The 22,516-nt window shown below is 66.7% G+C and carries 20 protein-coding genes; 10 read left to right on the forward strand and 10 right to left on the reverse strand.

All coding sequences use genetic code 11. From position 1 onward, the window contains the following. Positions 1 to 93 precede the first annotated feature (93 nt). The 8 genes from ACIP0B_RS03905 to ACIP0B_RS03940 all read left to right on the forward strand — a co-directional run bounded on the left by ACIP0B_RS03905 (position 94) and on the right by ACIP0B_RS03940 (position 9,136). Positions 94 to 2,028 (forward strand): putative nucleotidyltransferase substrate binding domain-containing protein, encoded by a 1,935-nt coding sequence (locus ACIP0B_RS03905; RefSeq protein ID WP_400829939.1) that lies wholly within the window; start codon positions 94 to 96, stop codon positions 2,026 to 2,028. Further along, the gene (locus ACIP0B_RS03910) at positions 2,025 to 2,732 is read left to right on the forward strand and encodes a PolC-type DNA polymerase III (protein WP_400829940.1); all 708 of its coding nucleotides are present in this window, start codon (positions 2,025 to 2,027) and stop codon (positions 2,730 to 2,732) included. The genes ACIP0B_RS03905 and ACIP0B_RS03910 overlap by 4 nt, the downstream gene beginning before the upstream one ends. A gap of 119 nt (positions 2,733 to 2,851) precedes the next feature. Further along, positions 2,852 to 3,370 carry an RNA polymerase sigma factor gene (locus tag ACIP0B_RS03915; RefSeq protein ID WP_400829942.1) on the forward strand — a complete coding sequence of 173 codons (519 nt, stop codon included), beginning with the start codon at positions 2,852 to 2,854 and terminating at the stop codon, positions 3,368 to 3,370. Beyond that, a complete protein-coding gene (locus ACIP0B_RS03920) occupies positions 3,367 to 4,338 on the forward strand; it encodes a FecR domain-containing protein (RefSeq protein WP_400829943.1) in 972 nt (323 codons plus the stop codon). The genes ACIP0B_RS03915 and ACIP0B_RS03920 overlap by 4 nt, the downstream gene beginning before the upstream one ends. A gap of 228 nt (positions 4,339 to 4,566) precedes the next feature. Then, on the forward strand, positions 4,567 to 6,993 hold the full coding sequence (locus tag ACIP0B_RS03925) for a TonB-dependent siderophore receptor (RefSeq protein WP_400829944.1): 2,427 nt from the start codon (positions 4,567 to 4,569) through the stop codon (positions 6,991 to 6,993). 74 nt (positions 6,994 to 7,067) lie between these two features. Beyond that, positions 7,068 to 8,198: a PepSY-associated TM helix domain-containing protein gene (locus tag ACIP0B_RS03930; protein ID WP_400829946.1), complete on the forward strand. Its 1,131-nt coding sequence runs from the start codon at positions 7,068 to 7,070 to the stop codon at positions 8,196 to 8,198. Beyond that, the gene (locus ACIP0B_RS03935) at positions 8,195 to 8,374 is read left to right on the forward strand and encodes a hypothetical protein (RefSeq protein ID WP_400829947.1); all 180 of its coding nucleotides are present in this window, start codon (positions 8,195 to 8,197) and stop codon (positions 8,372 to 8,374) included. The genes ACIP0B_RS03930 and ACIP0B_RS03935 overlap by 4 nt, the downstream gene beginning before the upstream one ends. Positions 8,375 to 8,506: 132 nt before the next feature. Then, a complete protein-coding gene (locus tag ACIP0B_RS03940; RefSeq protein WP_400829948.1) occupies positions 8,507 to 9,136 on the forward strand; it encodes a glutathione S-transferase in 630 nt (209 codons plus the stop codon). Positions 9,137 to 9,311: 175 nt separating this feature from the next. Here the strand turns inward: ACIP0B_RS03940 and creD are convergent, their stop codons facing one another. From creD to ACIP0B_RS03960, 4 genes are all read right to left on the reverse strand, one after another. Next, complete coding sequence (creD, locus tag ACIP0B_RS03945; RefSeq protein ID WP_400829950.1) at positions 9,312 to 10,679, reverse strand: cell envelope integrity protein CreD; 1,368 nt, start codon at positions 10,677 to 10,679, stop codon at positions 9,312 to 9,314. Between the two features lie 134 nt (positions 10,680 to 10,813). Then, entirely contained in the window at positions 10,814 to 12,232 is a 1,419-nt protein-coding gene (gene creC, locus ACIP0B_RS03950) for a two-component system sensor histidine kinase CreC (RefSeq protein WP_400829952.1), read from the reverse strand. Then, positions 12,232 to 12,912: a two-component system response regulator CreB gene (gene creB, locus ACIP0B_RS03955; protein WP_400829953.1), complete on the reverse strand. Its 681-nt coding sequence runs from the start codon at positions 12,910 to 12,912 to the stop codon at positions 12,232 to 12,234. The genes creC and creB overlap by 1 nt, the downstream gene beginning before the upstream one ends. Positions 12,913 to 12,986: 74 nt before the next feature. After that, positions 12,987 to 13,493 (reverse strand): ATP-dependent zinc protease, encoded by a 507-nt coding sequence (locus tag ACIP0B_RS03960; protein WP_400829954.1) that lies wholly within the window; start codon positions 13,491 to 13,493, stop codon positions 12,987 to 12,989. Between the two features lie 268 nt (positions 13,494 to 13,761). On the opposite strand from ACIP0B_RS03960, the gene ACIP0B_RS03965 reads away from it, so the two are divergent. Next, positions 13,762 to 14,649: an acyltransferase gene (locus tag ACIP0B_RS03965; protein ID WP_400829956.1), complete on the forward strand. Its 888-nt coding sequence runs from the start codon at positions 13,762 to 13,764 to the stop codon at positions 14,647 to 14,649. Position 14,650: 1 nt separating this feature from the next. On the opposite strand, the gene ACIP0B_RS03970 is transcribed toward ACIP0B_RS03965, so the two are convergent. Then, positions 14,651 to 15,205: a DUF2780 domain-containing protein gene (locus tag ACIP0B_RS03970; protein ID WP_400829957.1), complete on the reverse strand. Its 555-nt coding sequence runs from the start codon at positions 15,203 to 15,205 to the stop codon at positions 14,651 to 14,653. 274 nt (positions 15,206 to 15,479) lie between these two features. Between ACIP0B_RS03970 and ACIP0B_RS03975 the strand changes: the two genes are divergently transcribed. After that, complete coding sequence (locus ACIP0B_RS03975; RefSeq protein ID WP_400829958.1) at positions 15,480 to 15,896, forward strand: hypothetical protein; 417 nt, start codon at positions 15,480 to 15,482, stop codon at positions 15,894 to 15,896. A 67-nt stretch (positions 15,897 to 15,963) separates the two neighbouring features. Here the strand turns inward: ACIP0B_RS03975 and fdhA are convergent, their stop codons facing one another. The 5 genes from fdhA to ACIP0B_RS04000 all read right to left on the reverse strand — a co-directional run bounded on the left by fdhA (position 15,964) and on the right by ACIP0B_RS04000 (position 22,505). Continuing rightward, positions 15,964 to 17,163 (reverse strand): formaldehyde dehydrogenase, glutathione-independent, encoded by a 1,200-nt coding sequence (fdhA, locus tag ACIP0B_RS03980; protein WP_085586782.1) that lies wholly within the window; start codon positions 17,161 to 17,163, stop codon positions 15,964 to 15,966. Positions 17,164 to 17,335: 172 nt separating this feature from the next. Then, the gene (gene purU / locus ACIP0B_RS03985; protein ID WP_085586781.1) at positions 17,336 to 18,193 is read right to left on the reverse strand and encodes a formyltetrahydrofolate deformylase; all 858 of its coding nucleotides are present in this window, start codon (positions 18,191 to 18,193) and stop codon (positions 17,336 to 17,338) included. Positions 18,194 to 18,386: 193 nt separating this feature from the next. Further along, positions 18,387 to 19,019 carry a sarcosine oxidase subunit gamma gene (locus ACIP0B_RS03990; protein ID WP_400829960.1) on the reverse strand — a complete coding sequence of 211 codons (633 nt, stop codon included), beginning with the start codon at positions 19,017 to 19,019 and terminating at the stop codon, positions 18,387 to 18,389. A gap of 142 nt (positions 19,020 to 19,161) precedes the next feature. Next, positions 19,162 to 22,179 (reverse strand): sarcosine oxidase subunit alpha, encoded by a 3,018-nt coding sequence (locus ACIP0B_RS03995; RefSeq protein ID WP_400829962.1) that lies wholly within the window; start codon positions 22,177 to 22,179, stop codon positions 19,162 to 19,164. Further along, entirely contained in the window at positions 22,176 to 22,505 is a 330-nt protein-coding gene (locus ACIP0B_RS04000; protein WP_085586778.1) for a sarcosine oxidase subunit delta, read from the reverse strand. Before ACIP0B_RS04000 ends, ACIP0B_RS03995 begins: the two co-directional genes overlap by 4 nt. Positions 22,506 to 22,516 lie beyond the last annotated feature (11 nt).

Below are 22,516 nucleotides of genomic sequence, written 5' to 3' on the forward strand. Positions count from 1 at the left end.
CCTAGACTTACGTCCAATGGGCACCCCGGCCGCAGGGGCCGACCATGGCGACAACGCTCCAACAACAATTCGAAAAAAACTGCGGTCATGGTCATGAGTAAAGCGGACGCCTTCACCCAGGCAGGGAAAACCGCCGTATTGCAGAACATCCAGGGCACCCTGCAATTCCTTCAGCGCTTCCCGCCCTTCAATCAGATGGAACACGCCCACCTGGCCTTTCTGGTGGAGCAATGCCAGCTGCGCTTCTTCGGCCAGGGCGAGAGCATCATCAAACCCGCCGACGGGCCGGTCGAACACTTCTACATCGTCAAACAGGGCCGGGTGGTCGGCGAACGGCCCCACACCGCCAGGGGCGGCACCGAGACCACCTTCGAAATCGCCGCCGGCGAGTGCTTTCCCCTCGCGGCGCTGCTCGGCGAACGGGCGACCCGCACCGAACACCTGGCCGGCGAAGACACCTTCTGCCTGCAACTGAACAAAGCGGCGTTCATCAAGCTGTTCGCCCTCTCCGGCCCGTTCCGCGACTTCGCCCTGCGCGGCGTCAGCAGCCTGCTGGACCAGGTCAACCAGCAGGTGCAGCAGAAAGCCGTGGAAACCCTGGGCACCCAATACTCGCTGAACACCCGCCTCGGCGAATTGGCGATGCGCCACCCGGTGACCTGCGCACCGGACACGCCGCTGCGCGAGGCGGTGAAGCTGATGCACGAGCAGCAGGTCGGCAGCATCGTCGCCGTGGACGGGCACAAGGCGCCGCTGGGGATCTTCACCCTGCGCGACCTGCGCCACGTGGTGGCCGAAGGCGTCGGCGACCTTAGCGAACCCATCGAGCGCCACATGACCCCGTCGCCCTTTTGCCTGTCGCCGGACCACAGCGCGTTCGACGCGGCCATCGCCATGACCGAACGGCACATCGCCCACGTCTGCCTGGTCAAGGAGCAGCGCCTGTGCGGCGTGGTGTCCGAACGCGATCTGTTTTCCCTGCAGCGGGTCGACCTGGTGCACCTGGCGCGCACGATCCGCAGCGCGCAGCGGGTCGAGCAACTGGTGGCCCTGCGCGGCGAGATCGGCCAACTGGTGGAACGGATGCTGGCCCACGGCGCGTCCTCCACCCAGATCACCCACATCGTCACCCTGCTCAACGACCACACCGTGTGCCGGGTGATCGAACTGACCCTGGCCGACAAGGGCGACCCCGGCGTGCCGTTCAGTTGGCTGTGCTTCGGCAGCGAGGGCCGGCGCGAACAGACCCTGCACACCGACCAGGACAACGGCATCCTGTTCGAGGCCCGAGACGCGGCGCACGCCGCCGAGATCCGCGGCAAGCTGCTGCCGATCGCCCAGCAGATCAACCACAGCCTGGCCCAGTGCGGCTTCAGCCTGTGCAAGGGCAACATCATGGCCGGCAATCCGCAGCTGTGCCTGTCCCGCGCCGAATGGGCCCGACGCTTCGCGGCCTTCATCCGCGAGGCGACGCCGGAGAACCTGCTGGGGTCGAGCATCTACTTCGACCTGCGGGTGGTCTGGGGCGACGAGCAAGGCTGCGAGCAATTGCGCCGCGGCATCCTCGACCAGGTCGGCGACAACCGTCTGTTCCAGCGCATGATGGCCGAGAACGCCCTGCGCAACCGCCCGCCCGTGGGGCGCCTGCGCGAGTTCGTGCTGACGCGCAAGGGCGGCGAAAAGGCCACGCTGGACCTGAAGGTCCAGGGCCTGACCCCGTTCGTCGACGGCGCCCGCCTGCTGGCGCTGGCCCATGGCATCGACACCAACAACACCCTCGAACGCTTCCGCCGGCTGGTGGAAAAGGACGTCATCGACCGCCTCGACGGCGCGGCCTACGAGGAGGCCTACCACTTCATCCAGCAGACGCGCCTTCAGCAGCACCAACTCCAGACCCGTGAGAACCTGCCGTACTCCAACCGGGTCGATCCGGACAGCCTCAACCACCTGGACCGGCGCATCCTGCGCGAGTCCCTGCGCCAGGCCCAGCGCCTGCAAAGCAGCCTGACCTTGCGGTATCAGCTATGAGCCTGTTCTCGTGGCTGCGTCCGGCCGGCCCCGCCCTGCCGGAGCCTCTGCAGCGGCGGCTGGCGAAGCTGCCGCCCCCGCGCGAGCTGAATGAATGCAGCCTGCGCGAACAGCGCTGGGTGGTGCTGGACCTGGAGACCACCGGGCTGAACCTGAACAAAGACCGCGTTCTGTCGATCGGCGCGGTGGTGATCGAGGACGGCGCGGTCGACTTCGGCCAGCAGTTCGAGCGCACCCTGCAATGCCGCGAACTGAAGCTCGGCCCCAGCGTGCTGATCCACGGCCTGGGGCCGAGCGCGATCGCCGCCGGCAGCGATCCGGCCGAGGCGCTGCTCGACCTGCTGGAGTTCATCGGCGACAGCCCGGTGCTGGCCTTCCATGCGCCGTTCGACCAGCACATGCTGGGCCGGGCCGTGAAGGAACACCTGGGCCACAAGTTGCAGTCGGTGTTTCTCGACGTGGCGGACCTCGCACCGCTGCTGTGTCCGCAGGCGCATTTGCGCGAAGCCGGGCTGGACGACTGGATCGGCTGGTTCAGGCTGGAAGTGTTCGAGCGCCATCACGCCAGCGCCGATGCCCTCGCCACGGCCGAACTGGCGCTGATCCTGTTCAGCCGTGCCCGACAACAGCAGATCCACAGTCCGCTGAACCTGCAGCAGCGCTTGAGCCAGTGGAAACGCCGGCAACAGTCGCCCGCCTTCTGAACGCACTCCCTTCTTGAACACCCGGCCACCTGACCAGTGGCCAATTGCTAACCATTCCCACCTCTGACACAATCGCGAACAATTCTCGTTGGTTAACACTTCCCAGTCGGTGATGCGTCGTGTCGTCAGCCCAAAGCCCCCACAGTGAGCTCGTCGGTGCGTTGTATCGCGACCATCGCGGCTGGCTGCTGGCCTGGCTGCGGCGCAACGTGGCGTGCCCGCAGCGGGCCGAGGACCTGAGCCAGGACACCTTCGTGCGCCTGCTCGGCCGCGATGAGCTGCCGGTGCCCCGCGAGCCCCGGGCCTTCCTGGTGGCCATCGCCAAGGGTTTGCTGTTCGACTACTTCCGCCGCGCCGCGCTGGAGCAGGCCTACCTGACCGAACTGATGCTGATCCCCGAAGGCGAACAGCCGTCGGTGGAAGAGCAGCAACTGATCCTCGAAGACCTCAAGGCCATCGACCGGATGCTCGGCCAACTGTCGACCAAGGCCCGCGCCGCCTTCCTCTATAACCGCCTCGACGGCCTCGGCCACGCCGAGATCGCCGAGAAGCTCGGCGTGTCGGTGCCCCGCGTGCGCCAGTACCTGGCCCAGGGCATCCGCCAGTGCTACATCGCCCTGTACGGTGAGCCGACATGAACCCCGCCAGCTCCAGGCCGGTGCCGGCCCATGTGCTGGACGCGGCGATCGCCTGGCAACTGACCCTGGACTCCAGCACCCCGCTGGAGCGCGAAGAATTCGCCAAATGGCACGCCGCCAGCGAAGAGCACGCCCGCGCCTGGCGCCAGCTGGGCATGCTCGACCAGCGTTTCAGCGTGGCCAAGGGCCCGGCGCGCACGGCCCTGCTGCAATCGCGCGAAGGCATCCGCCGCCGGGTGCGCAAGCTGGGCAGCGGCCTGGCCGGTGTGGTCGCGGTGATCGGCCTGGCCCTGTTCGCCAGCGAGCGCTACCTGCCGCTGGACTACTGGCTGGCCGACCAGCGCACCGCCACCGGCGAGCAGCGCACCGTGCGCCTGACGGACGGCACCTTGCTCAACCTCAACACCCACAGCGCGGTGGATGTGCGCTTCGATCAGCGGCAACGGCTGATCGTGCTGCAGGAAGGCGAAGTCCTCATCGAGACCGGCCACGGCGATGCCCGGCCGTTCATCGTCGAGACCCGCGAAGGCAGCATGCGGGCGCTGGGCACGCGGTTCCTGGTCAAGCGCGAAGAGCAAGGCACGCGCCTGAGCGTGCTGCAGTCGGCGGTGGCCGCCCATCCGCAGAGCGATCTGCAGGAGCAGATCCTGCGCGAGGGCCAGCAGGTGCTGATCCGCCGCGACGGCCTGGATCCGGTGGCGGCGCTCGCCCCCGGCGCCGATGCCTGGACCCGCGGCATGCTGGTGGTGGACAACGCGCGGCTGGAAGACCTGGTGCGCGAGATCGGCCGCTACCGCCGCGGGCATCTGGGCACCGCGCCGGAAGTCGCCGACCTGCGCATCACCGGCAGCTTCCCGCTGCACGACACCGACAAGGCCCTGAGCGCCCTGCTGCCGACCCTGCCGGTGCAGATCGAGCACCATACGCCGTGGTGGGTCACCGTCGCCAAGGCCGATGCCAAGCCCTGAAGCATCGCGTTGTCCGGACGGTCGCTGTCGCGAGCGGATCCGCACCCGCAACGGATCCTGAGAACACCCGAAAACCTGTGGGAGCGAGCTTGCTCGCGATGGGGCCATCCGCCGCAACGAAGCGGCCTGATCACACAGTGCGAAAAAAATTTCACCCGGCCCTATCACTTTTCGAATCTCGTCCGGCACACAGGCAATTGAGAAATATTTCCATTCAGGAGCCGCCGTATGTCCCGTTCGCTAGACACCTTGTTGCGCCCCAGTTTGCTGGCGGTCGCCATCGCCCTCTGCACCCCGCTGGCCAGCAGCCAACTGATCGCCGCTGAACAGGCGTCTGACGTGCGCGCCTACAACCTGCCGGCGGCGCCGCTGTCCACCACCCTGAACCAGATCGCCAGCCAGGGCGGCCTCGCGCTGTCGCTGAACCCTGCGCTGGCGGCCGGCAAGACCTCGGCCCCGGTCAACGGCCAGTACGACGCCGCCGGCGCCCTGCGCGCGGCCCTGCGCGGCACCGGCCTGCAACTGGAGCAGAGCGGCACCGGCACCTACACCCTGGTGGCCGTGCCGGAAGGCGTGATGGCCCTGCCGGAAACCTCGGTGATCGGCGTGGAAAACACGGAAAGCGCCTGGGGCCCGGTCGAAGGCTACACCGCCACCCGCACCGCCGCCGGCACCAAGACCGACACCGCGCTGGTCGAAGCCCCGCGCTCGATCTCCGTCGCCACCCGCCAGCAGATGGACGACCGCAGCGTGCACAGCCTCGATGACGCCGTGCGCTACATGCCCGGCATCACCGCCAGCAGCTACGGCAGCGACACCCGCGCCGACTGGCTGCGCGTGCGCGGCTTCGAGCCGACCCAGTTCCTCGACGGCCTGCCGCTGCCCAAGGGCGTCTACGCCAACCCGAAACAGGAAACCTGGAACCTGGACCGCCTCGCCCTGCTGCGCGGCCCGGCCTCGTCCGTCTACGGCCAGACCCCGCCGGGCGGTCTGCTGGACATGGTCAGCCGCCGTCCGAGCGACATCGCCAGCAGCGAGATCCAACTGCAGTACGGCAGCGACAACCACCGCCAGATCAACTTCGCCAGCACCGGCAAGATCGACGACGCCGGCCAGTTCCTCTACGGCATCAGCGGCGTGGTGCGCGACAGCGGCACCCAGATCGACCACGTCGACAACAAGCGCTACAACATCGCGCCGAGCCTGACCTGGAACATCGACGACGACACCAAGTTCACCCTGCTGACCCAATTCACCCGCGACGACACCGGCATCACCAGCCAGTTCCTGCCGGTGCAGGGCACCAAGATCGACATGCCGTTCGGCAAGGTCTCGCACCACAAGAACCTGGGCGACCCGGACTGGGAATACTACGACCGCACCTACTACGCGCTGGGCTATGCCTTCGAGCACCGCCTCAACGACGTGTGGCAGTTCAAGCAGAACCTGCGCTACACCAAGTCGGACCTGTCGTTCCAGGGCATCACCGTGGGCTCCTACCCGTTCACCCAGGTGGACAACGAAGGCAACGTCGGCCGCTCGACCACCATCGTCGACGAGGACATCAGCCAGTTCGCCGTGGACAACAACTTCCAGGCCGACTTCGCCACCGGCGACATCCGCCACACCCTGCTGCTGGGCCTGGACCACCAGCGCAGCAACACCAACTACACCTCGATCTTCGGCAGCGCGCCGTCGATCAACGTGAACAACCCGATCCACGGTCTGCCGATCACCCGTCCGGCGCGCTCCACCGCGTTCTACGACTACGACCAGAAGACCCACCAGACCGGCCTGTACGTGCAGGACCAGATGGCCCTCGACCAATGGCGCCTGACCCTCGGCGGCCGCGAGGACTGGGTGCACACCGGCACCAAGTTCTTCAACAAGGGCGACGCCACCGGCACCGACCGCGACAAGGCCTTCAGCGGCAACGCGGCGCTGAGCTACGTATTCGACAACGGCTTCGTGCCGTACATCTCCTACGCCGAGTCCTTCCAGCCCACCAGCGGCGCCGACTCCAGCTCCACCGAGTCGCTCAAGCCGACCGAAGGCAAGCAGTGGGAAATGGGCATCAAGTACCAGCCGCCCGGCAGCAAGACCCTGCTGACCGCAGCCGTGTATGACCTGACCCAGAAAAACGTGTCGGTCACCACCACCGTCAACAACATCCCGCTCACCAGCCAGACCGGCGAAGTGAAGGTCAAGGGCCTGGAGCTGGAAGCGGTCTCCGACGTCACCGACAACCTGAAGGTGATCGCCGCCTACACCCTGGCCAAGTCCGAAGTGCAGAAAGGCGACGACAAGGGCAACCGCCTGCAGCTGATGCCGAACCAGCAGGCGTCCCTGTGGGCCGACTACACCTGGCACTCCGGCGTGCTCGACGGCTTCGGCATCGGCGCCGGCGCCCGCTACACCGGCAACACCTACGGCGACAAGGCCAACACCTGGCTGGGCAAGGCCGACGCCTACACCGTGTTCGACGCCGCCGTGCACTACGACCTCGGCCGCCTGGACAACAGCCTCAAGGGCGCGTCGGTGGCCATCAACGCCACCAACCTGCTGGACAAGGACTACATCTCCACCTGCGACAGCTTCTACTGCTACTACGGCGACCAGCGCAGCGTCGTCGCCAGCGCCACCTACAAGTGGTAAGCGACTGAGCTGAACCGGCCCCGCAGCCAGGCCGTCCCCCCGGGGACGGCTTTGGCGTTTCTGAAGGTCATGAAATGAAAAGCAAAACAATTCGTCGCTGGTCGTTCGTGCACACCTGGACCAGCCTGATCTGCACCGTGTTCCTGCTGCTGTTGGCCCTGACCGGCCTGCCGCTGGTGTTCCACCACGAGATCGAGCACCTGCTCGGCGACGCGCCGGAATTTCGCGAAATGCCCGCCGACACCCCGCGCCTGAACCTGGCGCAACTGGTGGAGGCCGCCGAGCGGCATCGTCCCGACGAAGTCGTGCAGTACTTCGGTTTCGAAGACGACGAACCCAACGGCGTGCTGGCGATCATGGCGAAGACCGCCGGCACCGAGCCCAACTCGTCGCACTCCTTCATGCTCGACGCCCGCACCGGCGAAGCCGTGGAGACGCCGGCGGCCAACGGCGGCCTGATGCTGTTCATCCTGCGCCTGCACGTGGACATGTTCGCCGGCCTGCCGGGCAAGCTGCTGCTGGCGTTCATGGGGGTGCTGTTCGTGGTGGCGATCGTCTCCGGCACGGTGCTGTACCTGCCGTTCATGCGCCGGCTGGACTTCGCCACCGTGCGCCGGGACAAGTCCGCCCGCCTGCGCTGGCTCGACCTGCACAACCTGATCGGCGTCGTCACCCTGACCTGGGCGCTGGTGGTGGGGGTCACCGGGGTCATCAGCGCCTGCGCCGACCTGCTCATCTCCGCCTGGCGCAACGACGCGCTCGCCGCCCTGGTCGAGCCCTACCGCGACGCGCCGCCGCTGACCCACCGGGCACCGGCGACCCGCCTGCTCGACATCGCCGCAGACGTCGCGCCGGACATGCAGCCGGACTTCATCGCTTTCCCCGGCACGCGGTTCTCCAGCGAGCACCACTACGCGGTGTTCATGAAGGGCGGCACCCACCTGACCTCGCACCTGCTGACGCCGGTGCTGATCGACGCCAGCACCCTTGAGGTCACGGCCGTGGCCGAGCGGCCGTGGTACATGGACGCCATGGGCATGTCGCAGCCGCTGCACTTCGGCGACTACGGCGGCATGCCGATGAAAATCCTCTGGGCCACCCTCGACGTGCTGACCATCATCGTGCTCGGCAGCGGCGTGTACCTGTGGGTGGTGCGGCGCAAGGCGGCCAAGGCCGTGCCGCAAGCGGCGGAGGCGTCAGCATGAAGCCGCGCCGGTCGAATTTCTGGAAAGTCTTCAGCACGCCGCTGGTCATCGCGCTGCTCAGCGCCGCCGGGCTGTTCGCGGCGCTGCTGGGGGACGGGATCTGGGATGCCTTGAGCTGGATCGGCCTGGGCGTACCGGTGTGGCTGGGGATGAGGGGATTGCTGGCGCGCCGGTGAGCGTGCAGGCCTGCCGGGCGTCATCGCGGGCAAGTCGAAAGGGCCCAACCAGACACCATCAAGCCCTCGCCAGCCGCGCCGGAACTCACTAGGCTAGACCTCTGCATTTTCGCCGATTGCCGAGGTTTGCCCATGTCCGCCCCCAGCATGACCCTGTTCCACAACACCCTGTCCCCCTTCGTGCGCAAAGTCATGGTGCTGCTGCACGAGACCGGCCAGCAGAACCGCGTGGCCTTGCACGATTGCGTCCTCAGCCCCGTCAGCCCGGACGCGGCGCTGAACCTCGACAACCCGCTGGGCAAGATCCCCGCCCTGCGCCTGGCCGACGGCAACGTCATCCATGACAGCCGGGTGATCCTCGACTACCTCGACCACCAGCACGTCGGCAACCCGCTGATCCCCCGCGACGGCTCGGCCCGCTGGCGGCGCCTGACCCTGGCCTCGATGGCCGACGGGATCATGGACGCCGCCGTCACGGTGCGTTACGAGCAGGCCCTGCGCGCCCCGGAAAAGCACTGGGAAGAATGGCTCGACGCCCAGCGCGACAAGATCCGCCGCACCCTGGCGCTGCTGGAGCGCGACGCCATCGCCGAACTCACCAGCCACTTCGACATCGCCGCGATCAGCCTGGCCTGCGCCCTAGGCTACCTCGACCTGCGCTTCCCGGACATGGACTGGCGCACGGCCAACCCGCAACTGGCCAACTGGTACTTCGAGGTGAGCCAGCGGCCTTCGATGATCGCGACGATGCCCAAGGCCTAGGCCGGCCGTTCGGGCCTCACCGCGAGCGGCCTTTCTCCCACACGTGTCTGCGGATCCGTGCGGGAGCGAGCCTGCTCGCGATGGCGCCACCTCGGTTCCTCCGGCAACCACCCAAGAATCAGCGTCATCAACACCTGCGCCTCGCGCCGGTCCTCGCGCAACCCCAACGACCGGCTCATTGCACCGCCCCCAGGTCAAACGCCAGCGGCTTGGCCGGTTTCTGCCCGATCCCGTACCAGTCCAGCTTGCGGGTCAGCACCATGAACACGCCCAGCAGCCCGAACAGCAGCAGCGAGCCCATCAGCAGCGCGTAGTCCTCGGCGCTCAGCAGGCCGTAGAGCAGGCCGTACAGCGCCGCCAGCCCCGCCGAAAAACTCAGCCCGTGGCGCACGCTGCGCAGCACGTGGCACACGTAGAAACCGATCAGCAGCACACAGGCGCCGGCCGACAGCAGATACGCCAGGGCGAAGCCGATGTGCTCCGACAGCGACAGCAGCAACAGATAGAAGAACGCCAACGCCACGCCCACCAGCGCATATTGCACCGGGTGCACCGCCAAGCCTTTGAGCACCTCGAACAGGAAGAAGCCGGCGAACGTCAGGACGATGAACAGCAGCGCATATTTGATCGCCCGGTCGCTCTTGAGGTACTGGTCCACCGGATCGATGAAGCTCACGCCGAAGCGGCGCCCGTTGAACCCTTCGCAATCCCCCGCCACGCAGTGCTGCATGGCCTCTTGCAGGTTGGTGGAGAAGAACGAGGTCTGCCAGTCGGCGGTGAAGCCCTGATCGGTGATCTCCCGCTTGGCCGGCAGGAAATTGCCGACGAAGCTGGGATGCGGCCAGTTCGCGGCCAGGCTCACCCGACTGGTCTTGCCCACCGGCAGCACCTGCAGCGATCCGGTGCCTTGCAGGCGCAGGTCGAAGCCGAACGTCAGCTGCGTGGCCTTGCCGGCGTCCAGCGGCGGCAGCGTCACCCGCACGCCTTCACCGAGCCAGCCCACTTCGGTGCCGGGCACGAAGTCCAGGCGCTGGCCGTCGAGCTCCAGCTTCAGCGCGTTCTCGATGCCGCGGATGTCGCTGATGGCCACGGCCAGGAACGGCGCCTCGAACCGGTAGTCGGCGAAGTCTTCCTTGATGCCCAGTTGCGCCGGCAAAGAGAAATGCCCGCTGAGGCGGTTGTCGGCATGGAACAGCCGGGCCTCGTAGATGCCGCGGGCACGCAGTTCGGTCTGCACCTGGCCGTCGAGCTCGAAGCGCTCCGGCAGGAAGTACAGCCGCCCGCGGGCTTCGCTGAGCTCTTCATAGCGCTGGTTGGTCTTCTCGTTGGTCTTCCAGATGCGGACGGTCTTGCGGTACGGCACCACCATCACCGGCCCGCTCACCTGCTGGCTATAGCTGGAGCTGCGGGCGATGTCTTCCAGCACCCCGTCACGCAACTGCTGGCGTTCGTCGATCACGCCTTCGATCATCAGCAACGGCACCAGCAACAGCAGGATCAGCAGGGCGATCGCCCCGAGTTTCAATGCAAGGTTCTTGTTCATGGGACTCTCCCTGTTTCGGTGGGCAGAGTCTGGTTGGGCGGTGTGGGGGGAATGTGGGGGATGTGTGGAGTTTGTGTGGAGATTTGGCCTGCCTGATCGCGAGCAGGCTCGCGCCTGCACAAAGACAGCAAAGATCAAGGCAGGCGCAGGATCACTTCCACGCCGTTCTCGGCATTGCCGACCGCCATCGAGCCGCCGTGCAGTTTGACCACCTCTTCGACGAAGTTCAGCCCCAACCCCGTGCTTTTGCGCCCGCTGTCCGGGCGAGGCAACGAATAGAACCGCTCGCTCAGGCGCGGCAAGGCGTAATCGGGAATCGGCTCGGCCTCATTGAACAGGCGAACCACCACCTGCCCGCCGTCACGTTCGGCGCTGAAGCGCAGCAAACCGCCGGCCGGCGTGAAGTCCAACGCATTCTCCAGCAGGTTGGCCAGCGCCTGGCGCAACAGGAACGGCTCGCCGGTCAACGCCAGATCCGCCGGGACGGAGCGCTCGATGCGCAGCCGCTTGCCCTCGACCCGGGCGAGCTGCGCCTGCAACAGCCCGTCCACCAGTTCCGCCAACGGCACCGTCACCTGTTCCTCCAGGGTCTGGCGCTGTTCCACCTGGGCCAGGTTCAGCAGCCGTTCGATCAACTGCTGCATCCGCGCGCTTTCGCTGTCGATGTTGCCGACGAAGCGTTGCCGGTGCTCCGGCGGCATGTCCCCCTGCAACAGCTCCGCCGCCCCGCGGATCGCCGCCAACGGGCTCTTCAGTTCGTGGGTCAGGGTGTGCACATAGCGTTCGACGTAGGCCTTGCCTTCGAGCTGGGTGCGCATCTGCTCCACGGCCGTGGCCAGCTGCGCAAGCTCGCCGCCGCGGTAGTGCGGCACCTCCACCCGGCGGCCCTCGCTCACGGCCTGGGCGTAGCCGGTCAGGCGGTGCAGCGCCCGGCTCAGCCACCACGACAGCAACGCGCCGAACAGCAGGCCGAGGCCGATCAGCGCGGCGCCATAGCCCAGCAACCGGCGTTCGGTGCGGTCGACGTAGGGTTGCAGGGAGCTGTTGGGCTTGGCCACCGTCACCACGCCGATGATCCGCCCGCCGTCGCGGATCGGCGCGCCGACGTGCATCACCGACGAGGCCGGGTCGTCCGGGTCGCTGCGGCTGGAGCGGGCGCCGTACTCGCCGCGCAGGGTCAGGTAGACGTCGTTCCAGCGCGAATAGTCCTGGCCCACTGCGGCGCCGCTGGAGTCCAGCACCACGATGCCGTTGGCGTCGGTGACGTAGATGCGGTGGTTGACCTGGTTCTTCGGCAGGCCCCAGATCGTCGCCTTCGGCTGGCGCTCGCCGTAGGCGCGCAGCAGCTGCGGCCAGCGGTTCTGGTTGAGGGTGCCGGCCTTGAAGTCGTCGCGCAGGATCTCCGCCATCAGGTTGGCGGTGTCCACCAGGGTCTCTTCGGTGGACTGGCGCACGCCGGGGCGGATCTCTTCCATGACGGTGTTGAGCACGAAATAGCCGGTCAGGCCGATGAACAGCACGTACACCAGGAAGATCCGCAGCCCCAGCGGCATCAGCTGTGCCCCGGACTGTAGCTGTAGCCGAGGCCGCGGTGGGTCTGGATCGGCTCGGCGTCGGCGCGCACCAGGCGCAGCTTGGCGCGCACGCTCTTGATGTGGCTGTCGATGCTGCGCTCGTAGCCGGCATCGGCGGCCACGCCCAGGGCGTCGAGCAGTTGCTCGCGGCTGAACACCCGCTCCGGCTGTTCGAGCAGGCATTGCAGCAGGCGGAACTCATGGCGGGTCAAGCTCAGGGGCTGGCCGCGGTAGCAGATCTGCACGCGCTCGGCATCGATGCGAAACACCGCCGAGGCGGCCTCAACGCACGGGCGCGGCGCCATGCGCTTGAGGATCGCGCGGACCCGGGCCGCGACCTCACGGGGGCTGAACGGCTTGACCACATAGTCGTCGGCGCCGATCTCCAGCCCCACCACCCGGTCGATCTCGGCGTCCCGGGCGCTGAGGAACAGCACCGGCACTTCCGAGAACCGGCGCAGTTGCCGGCAAGTCTCGAAACCGCTGATGTCCGGCAGGCCGATGTCGAGAATGATCAGGTCGGCCGGGGTCTGGCGCTGGTGGGCGAGCGCGGCGGCGCCGAGGCTCAGCCACGTGGTGGTGAACCCCTCGCCCTGCAGGGCAAAAATCAGCGTGTCGGCAATCGCCGCTTCGTCTTCGACAATCAGAATGTGAGGCATGGCGTCCGAGCCCGTGGGTTGGTGCGCGAACGGTGCCCCAAGCCTCGCCTTACGTCAATGAGACCACTTCGGCATCAGCAATCGGGCTTGTCGGCGGTGAAGCGCCGCGCCGGGTTCACCGCCGCGCCGAACTCGCTCAGCGCCTTGGATCCGATCAACAACGGGTAGACGAAGTTGCTGCGGTCGGTCAGGTTGACCTCCACGGTGCGCTTGACGTTGCCCAGGCACAGTTCCAGGTCGACCACCGGACGCTTGGCGAGCTCGACGCTCTCGCCCTCTTCGCCTTCCTCCTCGGAGCGGTTCTTGATCTTGCTGATCCGCGCCACCTTGTGCTCGTAGACCTTGTTGTCGGCGCCTTTGGTGGCGAGGCGAAAGCGCACCCACTCGTCGCCGTCGCGGGTGAAGGTCTCGATGTCCTTGGCCGACAGCGACGCGGTCAGCGCGCCGGTGTCCATCTTGGCCTTGAGCACTTGGCCGCCGATCTCCGGCAGCGCGATGTATTCGTAGCGACCGTACAGGGTCGGTTCGGCGGCCATGACCGGCAGGGCCACCAGGGAAAGCAGTGCAAGGAGGGATTTCACGTTGAGGGCTTCCTTGGGAAATGGGGGGCGTCAGACGCCGAACTCTAGACCGCTGAAAATCACAATAGTTGATCGCGCGCCGGCCTCTGCGGCGAAGGCGCCTGCTGGCGCCGGAACCGCGGCGGCTGCGCAGCCGAAGGGAGCAGGCGCCCTCGCCACAATGGAGCAACCCTACCCGCGCGCAGGTGAAACATTTGTCACCGACGATTTGGCCTGTCGCCCGAAGCCACTTATCATGGCGCGCCCATCCGCTTTCATAGAGTCGCTTATGCGCCGCCTGCTCACCGGCTGTCTCGTCACCCTGCTGCTGTTGCTCAACACCCTGGCGCTGTTCGGCCCGCTGATGGTGTTCGCCTTGCTCAAGCTGATCCTGCCGGGACGCCTGCGCGACATCGCCTCGGGGGCGGTGATGTGGATCGCCGAGACCTGGGCCGAGATCGACAAGCTGATCTTCCGCCTGTGCATCCCCACGCAGTGGGACATCCGCGGCGGCGACGACCTGCGCGGCGACACCTCGTACCTGGTGGTCAGCAACCACCAGTCCTGGGTCGACATCCCGGCGCTGATCCAGACCCTCAACCGGCGCACGCCGTTCTTCAAGTTCTTCCTCAAGAAAGAACTGATCTGGGTGCCGTTCCTGGGCCTGGCCTGGTGGGCGCTGGACTACCCGTTCATGAAGCGCTACACCAAGGCGTTCCTGGCCAAGCACCCGGAACTGGCCGGCAAGGACCTGGAGATCACCAAGGCCGCGTGCGAGCTGTTCAAGCGCCAACCGGTGACCGTGGTCAACTACCTGGAAGGCACACGCTTCACCGCCGCCAAAAGCGCCCAGCAGCAATCGCCGTTCAGCCACCTGCTCAAGCCCAAGGCCGGCGGCGTGGCGTTCGTGCTGGCGGCGATGGGCGAACAGCTGGACGCGATCCTCGACGTGACTGTGGTGTACCCGCAAGAGAAGATTCCGGGGTTCTGGGACCTGATCAGCGGCAACGTGCCCCGCGTGATCATCGACATCCAGACCCGCGAGCTGGATCCGGCCCTGTGGCAGGGCGACTACGAAAACGACCCGGCCTTTCGCGAAAAGGTCCAGGGCTGGGTCAACCAGCTCTGGACCTTGAAGGACCGGCGCATCGCCGAGCTCAAGAACGAACGCCGCTGACTCAACTGCCGGCGCCGGCCCCCCAGATGCTGCCCAGGCTCTGCAGCAACGGTCCGCCGACGCCCTGCTGACCGAGGAACTGCAGCAGCACCGGGGCAAACTGGCCGACCATGCCGCTGTCCATGCCCAAGGCGCCGAAGGCGTTGTTCAGGTCGTTGGTGTCCTTGACGTTGCCCAGGGCGTTGTCCAGCCCGGCGGACTTGCCCGAAGACCCCAACAGACCGCTCAGCATGGCCAGGTTGCCGGCCCCACCCGAGAGTTGGTCGATGCCCGGCACGCTCTTGGCCAGTTCCGAGTAGTCGGTGTTGCTGAGCTGGTTCTTCGCCAGCCCCAGCATGGCGCTGGTGCCGCCCACGGCCTGTTGCGGGGTGACGTTCAACGCGCCCAGGGCGTTGAGCAGGCCGGCGGTCTGCGAGGTCGGCGCAGCGTCCGCGGCCTTGTCGCCGCCCTGCATGCCCGCCACCGCGCCCGCCACGTCGTTCAGGCTGAAACCGGCGAACACGGGGCCGGCCAGCGCCATCAGCGAGGCCAGGGCAATACCGCGCGAAATCTTCATTCAGACATCCTCTTGTGGCATGAAAGCCGCCCGACAGGCAGCGAAACTGCCGGTTTGACCGGGCAGCCGCCGGCATGTTCCGGGGCGGTGCGGCCATATTCCGCTTGCCGGTGTCCATGAATCGTGAAAAGAACACACGGCGCCGCTGGCCATCGGCGATAACAACGTCGGCGAATATCAGCAAACGCACTAAAGGACTGTCAGGTATGACAGTAGGCAGGATCCGTCAGACGCCGGAGCATGGGCACTCCCAACCCGTAAAAGGAGTTACCCGATGAAACTCGGCATTTTGGCTGGTGCCCTGGCACTGTGCGGTCTGGCGGGCAATGCGCTGGCGGCCACCGCCACCTGCCCTCCCATCCAGGCGATCAAACAGGCGCCGATGGACGGCGGCGGTTTTGCCTACCAATCCCCCGGCCCGACCGGATCGGGGCAGCAGTGGAACGGCGATAACGAAGAGGCCAAGGAGAATTTCCTGGCAGACTCGCGCTTCACGGACGCCAGCTACAAGGCCAGCACCAACGCGGTGATCTGCAGCTACGAAGGCGCCGGGGACGCAGGTCTCCGGGTCGTGCTGAAAAAGGTCAACGGCTTCGCCGCGGCCGCCGGCACTGCCTGGAACGGCGAGGCCTGCGCAGGCCAGGACACCGCCAAGTGCGCCTTCAACTACAGCTCGGTGACCGCCCCCTAGGCGCGGGCACCGGCAACGAAAAAAAGGGGCGACAAGGATGTCGCCCCTTTCTGTTTCACGCCCGGCCTCAGGCCGCGCTGAACAGCTTGTGCGGATCGATCACAAACTTCTTCGGCACGCCGGCATCGAACTCGCCGTAGCCTTCCGGCGCCTGGTCGAGGCTGATGACCTGCACGCCCACCACCTCGGCGATGTTGATGCGGTCCCACATGATCGCCTGCATCAGCTGGCGGTTGTACTTCATCACCGGGGTCTGGCCGGTGTGGAAGCTGTGGGACTTGGCCCAGCCCAGGCCGAAGCGGATGCTCAGGCTGCCCATCTTCGCCGCCGCGTCCACCGCGCCCGGATCCTCGGTCACGTACAGGCCCGGAATGCCGATCTTGCCGGCCACGCGCACCACGCCCATCAGCGAGTTGAGCACCGTGGCCGGGGCTTCCTGTTTCACCCCGTCATGGCCATGACCACGGGCTTCGAAGCCCACGCAGTCAACGGCGCAATCGACTTCCGGCTCGCCCAGCAGCGCAGCGATCTGCTCGTGCAGCGGCGCATCCTTGGACAGGTCGACGATCTCGAAGCCCTGGGCCTTGGCGTGGGCCAGGCGGATCGGGTTGACGTCGCCGACGATCACCACCGCCGCGCCCAACAGGCGCGCCGAGGCGGCCGAAGCCAGGCCGACGGGGCCGGCGCCGGCGATGTAGACGGTGCTGCCAGGGCCTACGCCGGCGGTCACGGCGCCGTGGTAGCCGGTCGGCAGGATGTCGGACAGGCAGGTCAGGTCGCGGATCTTCTCCATGGCCTTGTCGCGGTCCGGCAGCTTCAGCAGGTTGAAGTCGGCGTACGGCACCAGCACGTACTCGGCTTGGCCGCCGGTCCAGTCGCCCATGTCGACGTAGCCGTAGGCACCGCCGGCGCGGGCCGGGTTGACGGTCAGGCAGACGCCGGTGTGCTGTTCCTTGCAGGAACGGCAGCGCCCGCAGGCCACGTTGAACGGTACGGACACCAGATCGCCGATCTTCAGGCTCTCGACGTCGCTGCCCTTCTCGATCACCTCGCCGGTGATCTCATGGCCCAGCACCAGCCCGACCTGGGCGGTGGTGCGACCGCGCACCATGTGCTGGTCGGAGCCGCAGATGTTGGTGGAAACCACACGCAGGATGACACCGTGCTCGATCTTCCTGCCGCGCGGATCCTGCATTTTCGGATAGTCGATCTTCTGCACTTCGACCTTGCCAGCGCCGAGATACACCACACCACGATTGCCAGACATGCTTTCACCTCGCTGTTGTTTTTATGGAACCGCGCCGCCCAGGCAGGCCGCGCGTTGAGTGCTCGGGTACAGATGCTGTTTCTTGTGTTGCCCGTCAGGGCCCTATCGCCAGCAGGCTGGCTCCCACAGTGGAATGCCTACCTGCGGGAGCCAGCCTGCTGGCGATAGCGATCTAAAGAACGACCGTGCGGTTGGCGTTGAGGAACACCCTCCGCTCGATGTGATAGCCCACGGCCCGCGCCAGGGTCAGGCCTTCGATGTCGCGCCCCTTGGCGATCAGGTCTTCGGGGTAATGGCTGTGGTCCACGGCCTCGACGCCTTGGGCGATGATCGGCCCCTCGTCCAGGTCGTTGTTGATGTAGTGCGCCGTGGCGCCGACCAGCTTCACGCCCTTGTTGTAGGCCTGGTGGTACGGCTTGGCGCCCTTGAAGCCCGGCAGCAGCGAGTGGTGGATGTTGATCGCCTTGCCGTCGAGCTTGCGGCACAGCTCCGGCGACAGCACCTGCATGTAGCGGGCGAGGATCACCAGCTCGGCGCCGGCTTCCTCGATCACCTGCCACACCTGGCGTTCCTGGGCCGGCTTGTCGTTGGGGTCGAGGGGGAAATGGTAATAGGGAATCTGGTGCCAGTCGGCCAGCGGCTTGAGGTCCGGGTGGTTGGACACCACCGCCGCCACGTCCATCGACAACTGGCCGATGCGCTGACGGTAGAGCAGGTCGTTGAGGCAGTGGTCGGCCTTGGAGACCATGATCACCACCTTTGGCCGGTAGTTCGGCGCCGTCAGCTCGAAGACCATGCCGAAAGCCTGGCCGCGCTCGGCGAGGCCGGCGCGGAACGACTGCTCGTCGAAGCCGTCGGGCTGGCGGAACTCCACGCGGATGAAGAACCGGCCCGAGAGCCGGTCATCGAACGAATGGTGCTCGGTGACGTAGCAGCCCTGCTCGTAGAGAAAACGCGTGACCGCGTCCACGGTGCCGAGGACGCTGGGGCAGTCGGCGGTCAGAATCCATGTATCCGGGGCGCGGCTCATAACGGGTGACTCCTGTTGCGACAACGGTGAACAGAGTGAACGCTGTGGCGAGGGAGCTTGCTCCCGCTCGGCTGCGAAGCAGTCGCAAAACGTATCCCCGCGTTAATCCTGAAAAGCTTCAGTGGCTGGATAAAGGGTCGCTTCGCAACCCAGCGGGAGCAAGCTCCCTCGCCACAGAAGCCGTTACGGCAGGTCAGGCCTGGACGCTCAGGCCGTATTCGGCGGCGGCATCCTGCAGCCACAGCCACCAGTAGTCCGAGAAGCTGCGGCGGATCAAAAGCTCCCAGGTGTCTTCGGCGGTGTGGCGGATCATCAGCTGCGACTTGGCGAACACCGTGCCGACCGCCTTGCCCACCGGGAAGTTGTTCGGGTGCACGTCATAGCTGGTGGACTTCATCAGCACCTGACGCACGTTCGGCCCGCTCAGTTCGAGCAGTTGCTGGCCGCCGCTGACGTTGACGATGGCGATGTGCAGGTCGCCCAGCGCCTCGCGCAGCTTCTGCTCGGCGGCGAACTCTTCGCCGCCCGGCACGATCAGCAGCCACTCGTCCGGGCCCATCCACTGCAGGCTGGTCTCGCCCTTGACGATGACGCTCAGGGCGCCGGGCAGTTCGATGCCCAAAGCCTTGTGCACGCCGGCGGCGAAGGCCGCGTCATGGCCGTCGCCGCGCAGGGTCAGGTGGCCGAGGAGTTTCTTTTCGCGCACGGTCACGCCGGCGTTCTTGCGGCCCTTGCCCACCAGCCCGGCGAGGTCGGCATGATGCAGCGACGACTCGGCCTTGGCCCCGGTGGTCGGGCGTTGTTGGTACACGTTGGCTGCGGTCATAAAGCACCTTTCCTGAATTCTGTTGGTTCCTGTGGAGGCTGCACTGCCGTCATCGCCAGCAGGCTGGCTCCCACATTCAACCGTGTGTCCCTGTGGGAGCCAGCCTGCTGGCGATTGGCGGCCCACACAGGGTTCGAGGCCGTCAAATGTTCTGGCGATCGCCTTTCGGATCGAAGAACACCGAAGAAACGATTTCCGCCTCGATCACGCGGCCGTCGGCCAGCGGCGCGAACACCCGCTCGCCCAGGCGCTTGAGGCCGCCCTTGACCACGCCCATGGCAAACGAATAGCCCAGGGAGTTGTGCGCGTAGCTGGAGGTCACGTGGCCGACCATGGTCATCGGGATCGCCTGCTTGGTGTTGAACACCAGTTGCGCGCCTTCCGGCAGCCATTGGGTCGGGTCGATCGGCTTGAGGCCCACCAGTTGCTTGCGCTGGTCGCGCACGCAGTCCTCACGGTTCATGCCGCGCTGGCCGATCCACGAGAACGGTTTGGTGCGGCCGACGCACCAGCCCATGTTCAGGTCGTCCGGGGTCATCGAGCCGTCGGTGTCCTGGCCGACGATGATGAAGCCCTTCTCGGCGCGCAGCACGTGCATGGTCTCGGTGCCGTACGGGGTCAGGTTGTACTTCTTGCCGGCCTCGACGATCTTTTCCAGCACGCCCATGGCGTAGTCGGCCTGCACGTTGACTTCGTACGACAGTTCGCCGGTGAACGAGATCCGGAACACCCGGGCCGGCACGCCGCCGACCAGGCCTTCCTTCCAGGTCATGAACGGGAAGCCGTCGCGGTCCAGGTCGATGTCGGTGACTTCGCTCAGCAGCTTGCGGCTGTTGGGGCCCGACAGGGTCATGGTCGCCCAGTGGTCGGTGACGGAGGTGAAGTACACCTTCATGTCCGGCCATTCGGTCTGGTGGTACAGCTCCAGCCACTGCAGCACGCGGGCCGCGCCGCCGGTGGTGGTGGTCATGACGAAATGGTTGTCGGCCAGGCACGCCGTCACGCCGTCGTCGAAGACCATGCCGTCTTCCTTGCACATCAGGCCGTAGCGGGCCTTGCCCACGTCGAGCTTGGTCCAGGCGTTGGTGTACACGCGGTTGAGGAACTCGCGGGCGTCCGGGCCCTGGATGTCGATCTTGCCCAGGGTCGAGGCGTCCAGCAGGCCGACGCTGTCGCGCACGGCCTTGCACTCGCGCTTGACCGCCGCGTGCAGGTCTTCGCCGTTCTTCGGGAAGTACCAAGGGCGTTTCCACTGGCCGACGTCCTCGAACTCGGCGCCGTTCTTCAGGTGCCAGGCGTGCAGCGCGGTGAAGCGCACCGGCTCGAAGAGGTGCCCGCAGTGCCGGCCGGCCACGGCGCCGAAGGTGATCGGCGTGTAGTTCGGACGGAACATCGTGGTGCCCATCTGCGGGATGGTGATGTTCATCGAGCGGGCGGCGATGGCCAGGCCGTTGATGTTGCCCAGCTTGCCCTGGTCGGTGCCGAAGCCCAGCGCGGTGTAGCGCTTGACGTGCTCGACCGACTCGAAGCCCTCGCGGGTCGCCAGTTCGATGGCGGCGGCGGTGACGTCGTTCTGCAGGTCGACGAACTGCTTCGGCGCACGGGCGGTGCCTTTCTCGTGGGGAACCTGGAACAGCGCCAGGGTCGCTTCCTCGAGACGGCTGAGGGCCTTGGGCAAGGTGCCCTCGACCACACTGAAACCGGCCTCGCTGGCGGCGCGGGCACCGCCCTCGAAACCGTCGGCCAGCGAATCGCCGAGGCCGTAAACACCGTTGATGCCGCCGACGCATACGCGTTTCTGCGGCGCTTCGCCCGGCACGAAGCCGAGGATGTCGTCACGCCAGACCGGCTTGCCGCCCAGGTGCGATGCCAGGTGAACCACCGGGCTGTAGCCGCCGGAGCTGGCGATCACGTCGCAGTCCAGCCATTCGCCGGGACTGGTCACGGCATGGGCTTTCACATCGATGGCGGCCACGCGGGCGGCGGTCACGCGCTTGCTGCCGCGGGCCTCGATCACGGCGCTGCCGGTGAGGATGCGGATGCCTTTGGCGCGGGCCTCTTCCACCAGCGCACCGCGGGGGTTGCTGCGGGCGTCGGCGATGGCCACCACTTGCAGGCTGGCGTCGAGCCAGTCCAGCGCCACGCGGTAGGCGTGGTCGTTGTTGGTGCTCAGGACGAGTTTTTTGCCCGGCGCCACGCCGTAGCGGCGCACGTAGGTCGAGACCGCGCCGGCCAGCATGTTGCCCGGCACGTCGTTGTTGCCGTAGACCAGCGGACGCTCGTGGGCGCCGGTGGCCAGCACCACGCGCTTGGCGCGCACCCGGTGGATGCGCTGGCGCACCTGGCCGATCGGCGCGCGGTCGCCGAGGTGGTCGGTGAGGCGCTCGTGGATGGTCAGGAAGTTGTGGTCGTGGTAGCCGTTGACCGTGGCGCGCGGCAACAGCAGCACGTCCGGGGTGTTCTTCAGCTCGGCGATGACGCTCGCCACCCACTCCATCGCCGGCTTGCCGTCGAGGCTTTCGCGGGAGTCGAGCAGGCTGCCGCCGAACTCTTCCTGCTCGTCGGCCAGGATCACCCGTGCGCCGCTGCGCGCAGCGGCCAGCGCGGCGGCCAGGCCTGCGGGGCCGGCGCCGACGATCAGCACGTCGCAGTGCTGGTTCATGTAGTCGTAGCTGTCCGGATCGTTCTCGGTCGGCGAGCGGCCGAGGCCGGCGGCCTTGCGGATGTACTTCTCGTAGGTCATCCAGAACGACTGCGGATACATGAACGTCTTGTAGTAGAAGCCCGGCGGCATCAGCTTGCCGCCGACCTTGCCGAGGATCCCCATCATGTCGTTGTTCACGCTCGGCCAGCCGTTGGTGCTGGTGGCGACCAGGCCCTGGTACAGCGCCTGTTGGGTGGCGCGCACGTTGGGGATCTGGGTGGCTTCGGTGGCGCCGATCTGCAGCACCGCGTTCGGCTCTTCGGCACCGGCGGCGAAGATGCCGCGCGGGCGGGAATACTTGAAGCTGCGGCCGATGATGTCGACGCCGTTGGCGATCAGCGCCGCCGCCAGGGAGTCGCCCTCGAAGCCCTTGTAGCCCTGGCCGTTGAAGGTGAAGCTCAGCACTTTGTTGCGGTCGATCCGTCCACCGTTGGACAGGCGATTGATCTGGCTCATACCTTCTCTCCCAGAGCCTGCGCGGCCGCTTTCGGACTGTCGGCCTTGTCGGTGAATTGCGGCTTGGCGCCGATCTTGTAGGTTTCGAGGATCTCGTAGGTCACGGTGTCGCGGGTGACGTTGAAGTACTGGCGGCAACCGGCGACGTGGTCCCACAGCTCATGGTGCAGGCCGCGCGGGTTGTCGCGGAAGAACATGTAGTCGCCCCACTGCTCGTCGGTGCAGGCGTTCGGATCCAGCGGACGCGGGATGTGCGCCTGGCCGGAAGCGTGGAATTCCTCTTCGGAGCGCAGTTCGCCGCAGTGAGGACAGAAGATGTGCAACATGGTGAAGTCTC

Origin of the sequence: Pseudomonas sp. NPDC089534, assembly GCF_044749305.1 — a bacterium.
Classification (GTDB): Bacteria; Pseudomonadota; Gammaproteobacteria; order Pseudomonadales; family Pseudomonadaceae; genus Aquipseudomonas; species Aquipseudomonas ekonensis.

Coding starts and splice junctions, on each gene's coding strand:
- ACIP0B_RS03905 (WP_400829939.1), top strand. CDS start 94: ATGAGTAAAGCGGACGCCTTCACCCAGGCAGGGAAAACCGCCGTATTG.
- ACIP0B_RS03910 (WP_400829940.1), top strand. CDS start 2,025: ATGAGCCTGTTCTCGTGGCTGCGTCCGGCCGGCCCCGCCCTGCCGGAG.
- ACIP0B_RS03920 (WP_400829943.1), top strand. CDS start 3,367: ATGAACCCCGCCAGCTCCAGGCCGGTGCCGGCCCATGTGCTGGACGCG.
- ACIP0B_RS03925 (WP_400829944.1), top strand. CDS start 4,567: ATGTCCCGTTCGCTAGACACCTTGTTGCGCCCCAGTTTGCTGGCGGTC.
- ACIP0B_RS03930 (WP_400829946.1), top strand. CDS start 7,068: ATGAAAAGCAAAACAATTCGTCGCTGGTCGTTCGTGCACACCTGGACC.
- ACIP0B_RS03935 (WP_400829947.1), top strand. CDS start 8,195: ATGAAGCCGCGCCGGTCGAATTTCTGGAAAGTCTTCAGCACGCCGCTG.
- ACIP0B_RS03940 (WP_400829948.1), top strand. CDS start 8,507: ATGTCCGCCCCCAGCATGACCCTGTTCCACAACACCCTGTCCCCCTTC.
- creD (WP_400829950.1), bottom strand. CDS start 10,679: ATGAACAAGAACCTTGCATTGAAACTCGGGGCGATCGCCCTGCTGATC.
- creC (WP_400829952.1), bottom strand. CDS start 12,232: ATGCCGCTGGGGCTGCGGATCTTCCTGGTGTACGTGCTGTTCATCGGC.
- creB (WP_400829953.1), bottom strand. CDS start 12,912: ATGCCTCACATTCTGATTGTCGAAGACGAAGCGGCGATTGCCGACACG.
- ACIP0B_RS03965 (WP_400829956.1), top strand. CDS start 13,762: ATGCGCCGCCTGCTCACCGGCTGTCTCGTCACCCTGCTGCTGTTGCTC.
- ACIP0B_RS03970 (WP_400829957.1), bottom strand. CDS start 15,205: ATGAAGATTTCGCGCGGTATTGCCCTGGCCTCGCTGATGGCGCTGGCC.
- ACIP0B_RS03975 (WP_400829958.1), top strand. CDS start 15,480: ATGAAACTCGGCATTTTGGCTGGTGCCCTGGCACTGTGCGGTCTGGCG.
- fdhA (WP_085586782.1), bottom strand. CDS start 17,163: ATGTCTGGCAATCGTGGTGTGGTGTATCTCGGCGCTGGCAAGGTCGAA.
- purU (WP_085586781.1), bottom strand. CDS start 18,193: ATGAGCCGCGCCCCGGATACATGGATTCTGACCGCCGACTGCCCCAGC.
- ACIP0B_RS03990 (WP_400829960.1), bottom strand. CDS start 19,019: ATGACCGCAGCCAACGTGTACCAACAACGCCCGACCACCGGGGCCAAG.
- ACIP0B_RS03995 (WP_400829962.1), bottom strand. CDS start 22,179: ATGAGCCAGATCAATCGCCTGTCCAACGGTGGACGGATCGACCGCAAC.
- ACIP0B_RS04000 (WP_085586778.1), bottom strand. CDS start 22,505: ATGTTGCACATCTTCTGTCCTCACTGCGGCGAACTGCGCTCCGAAGAG.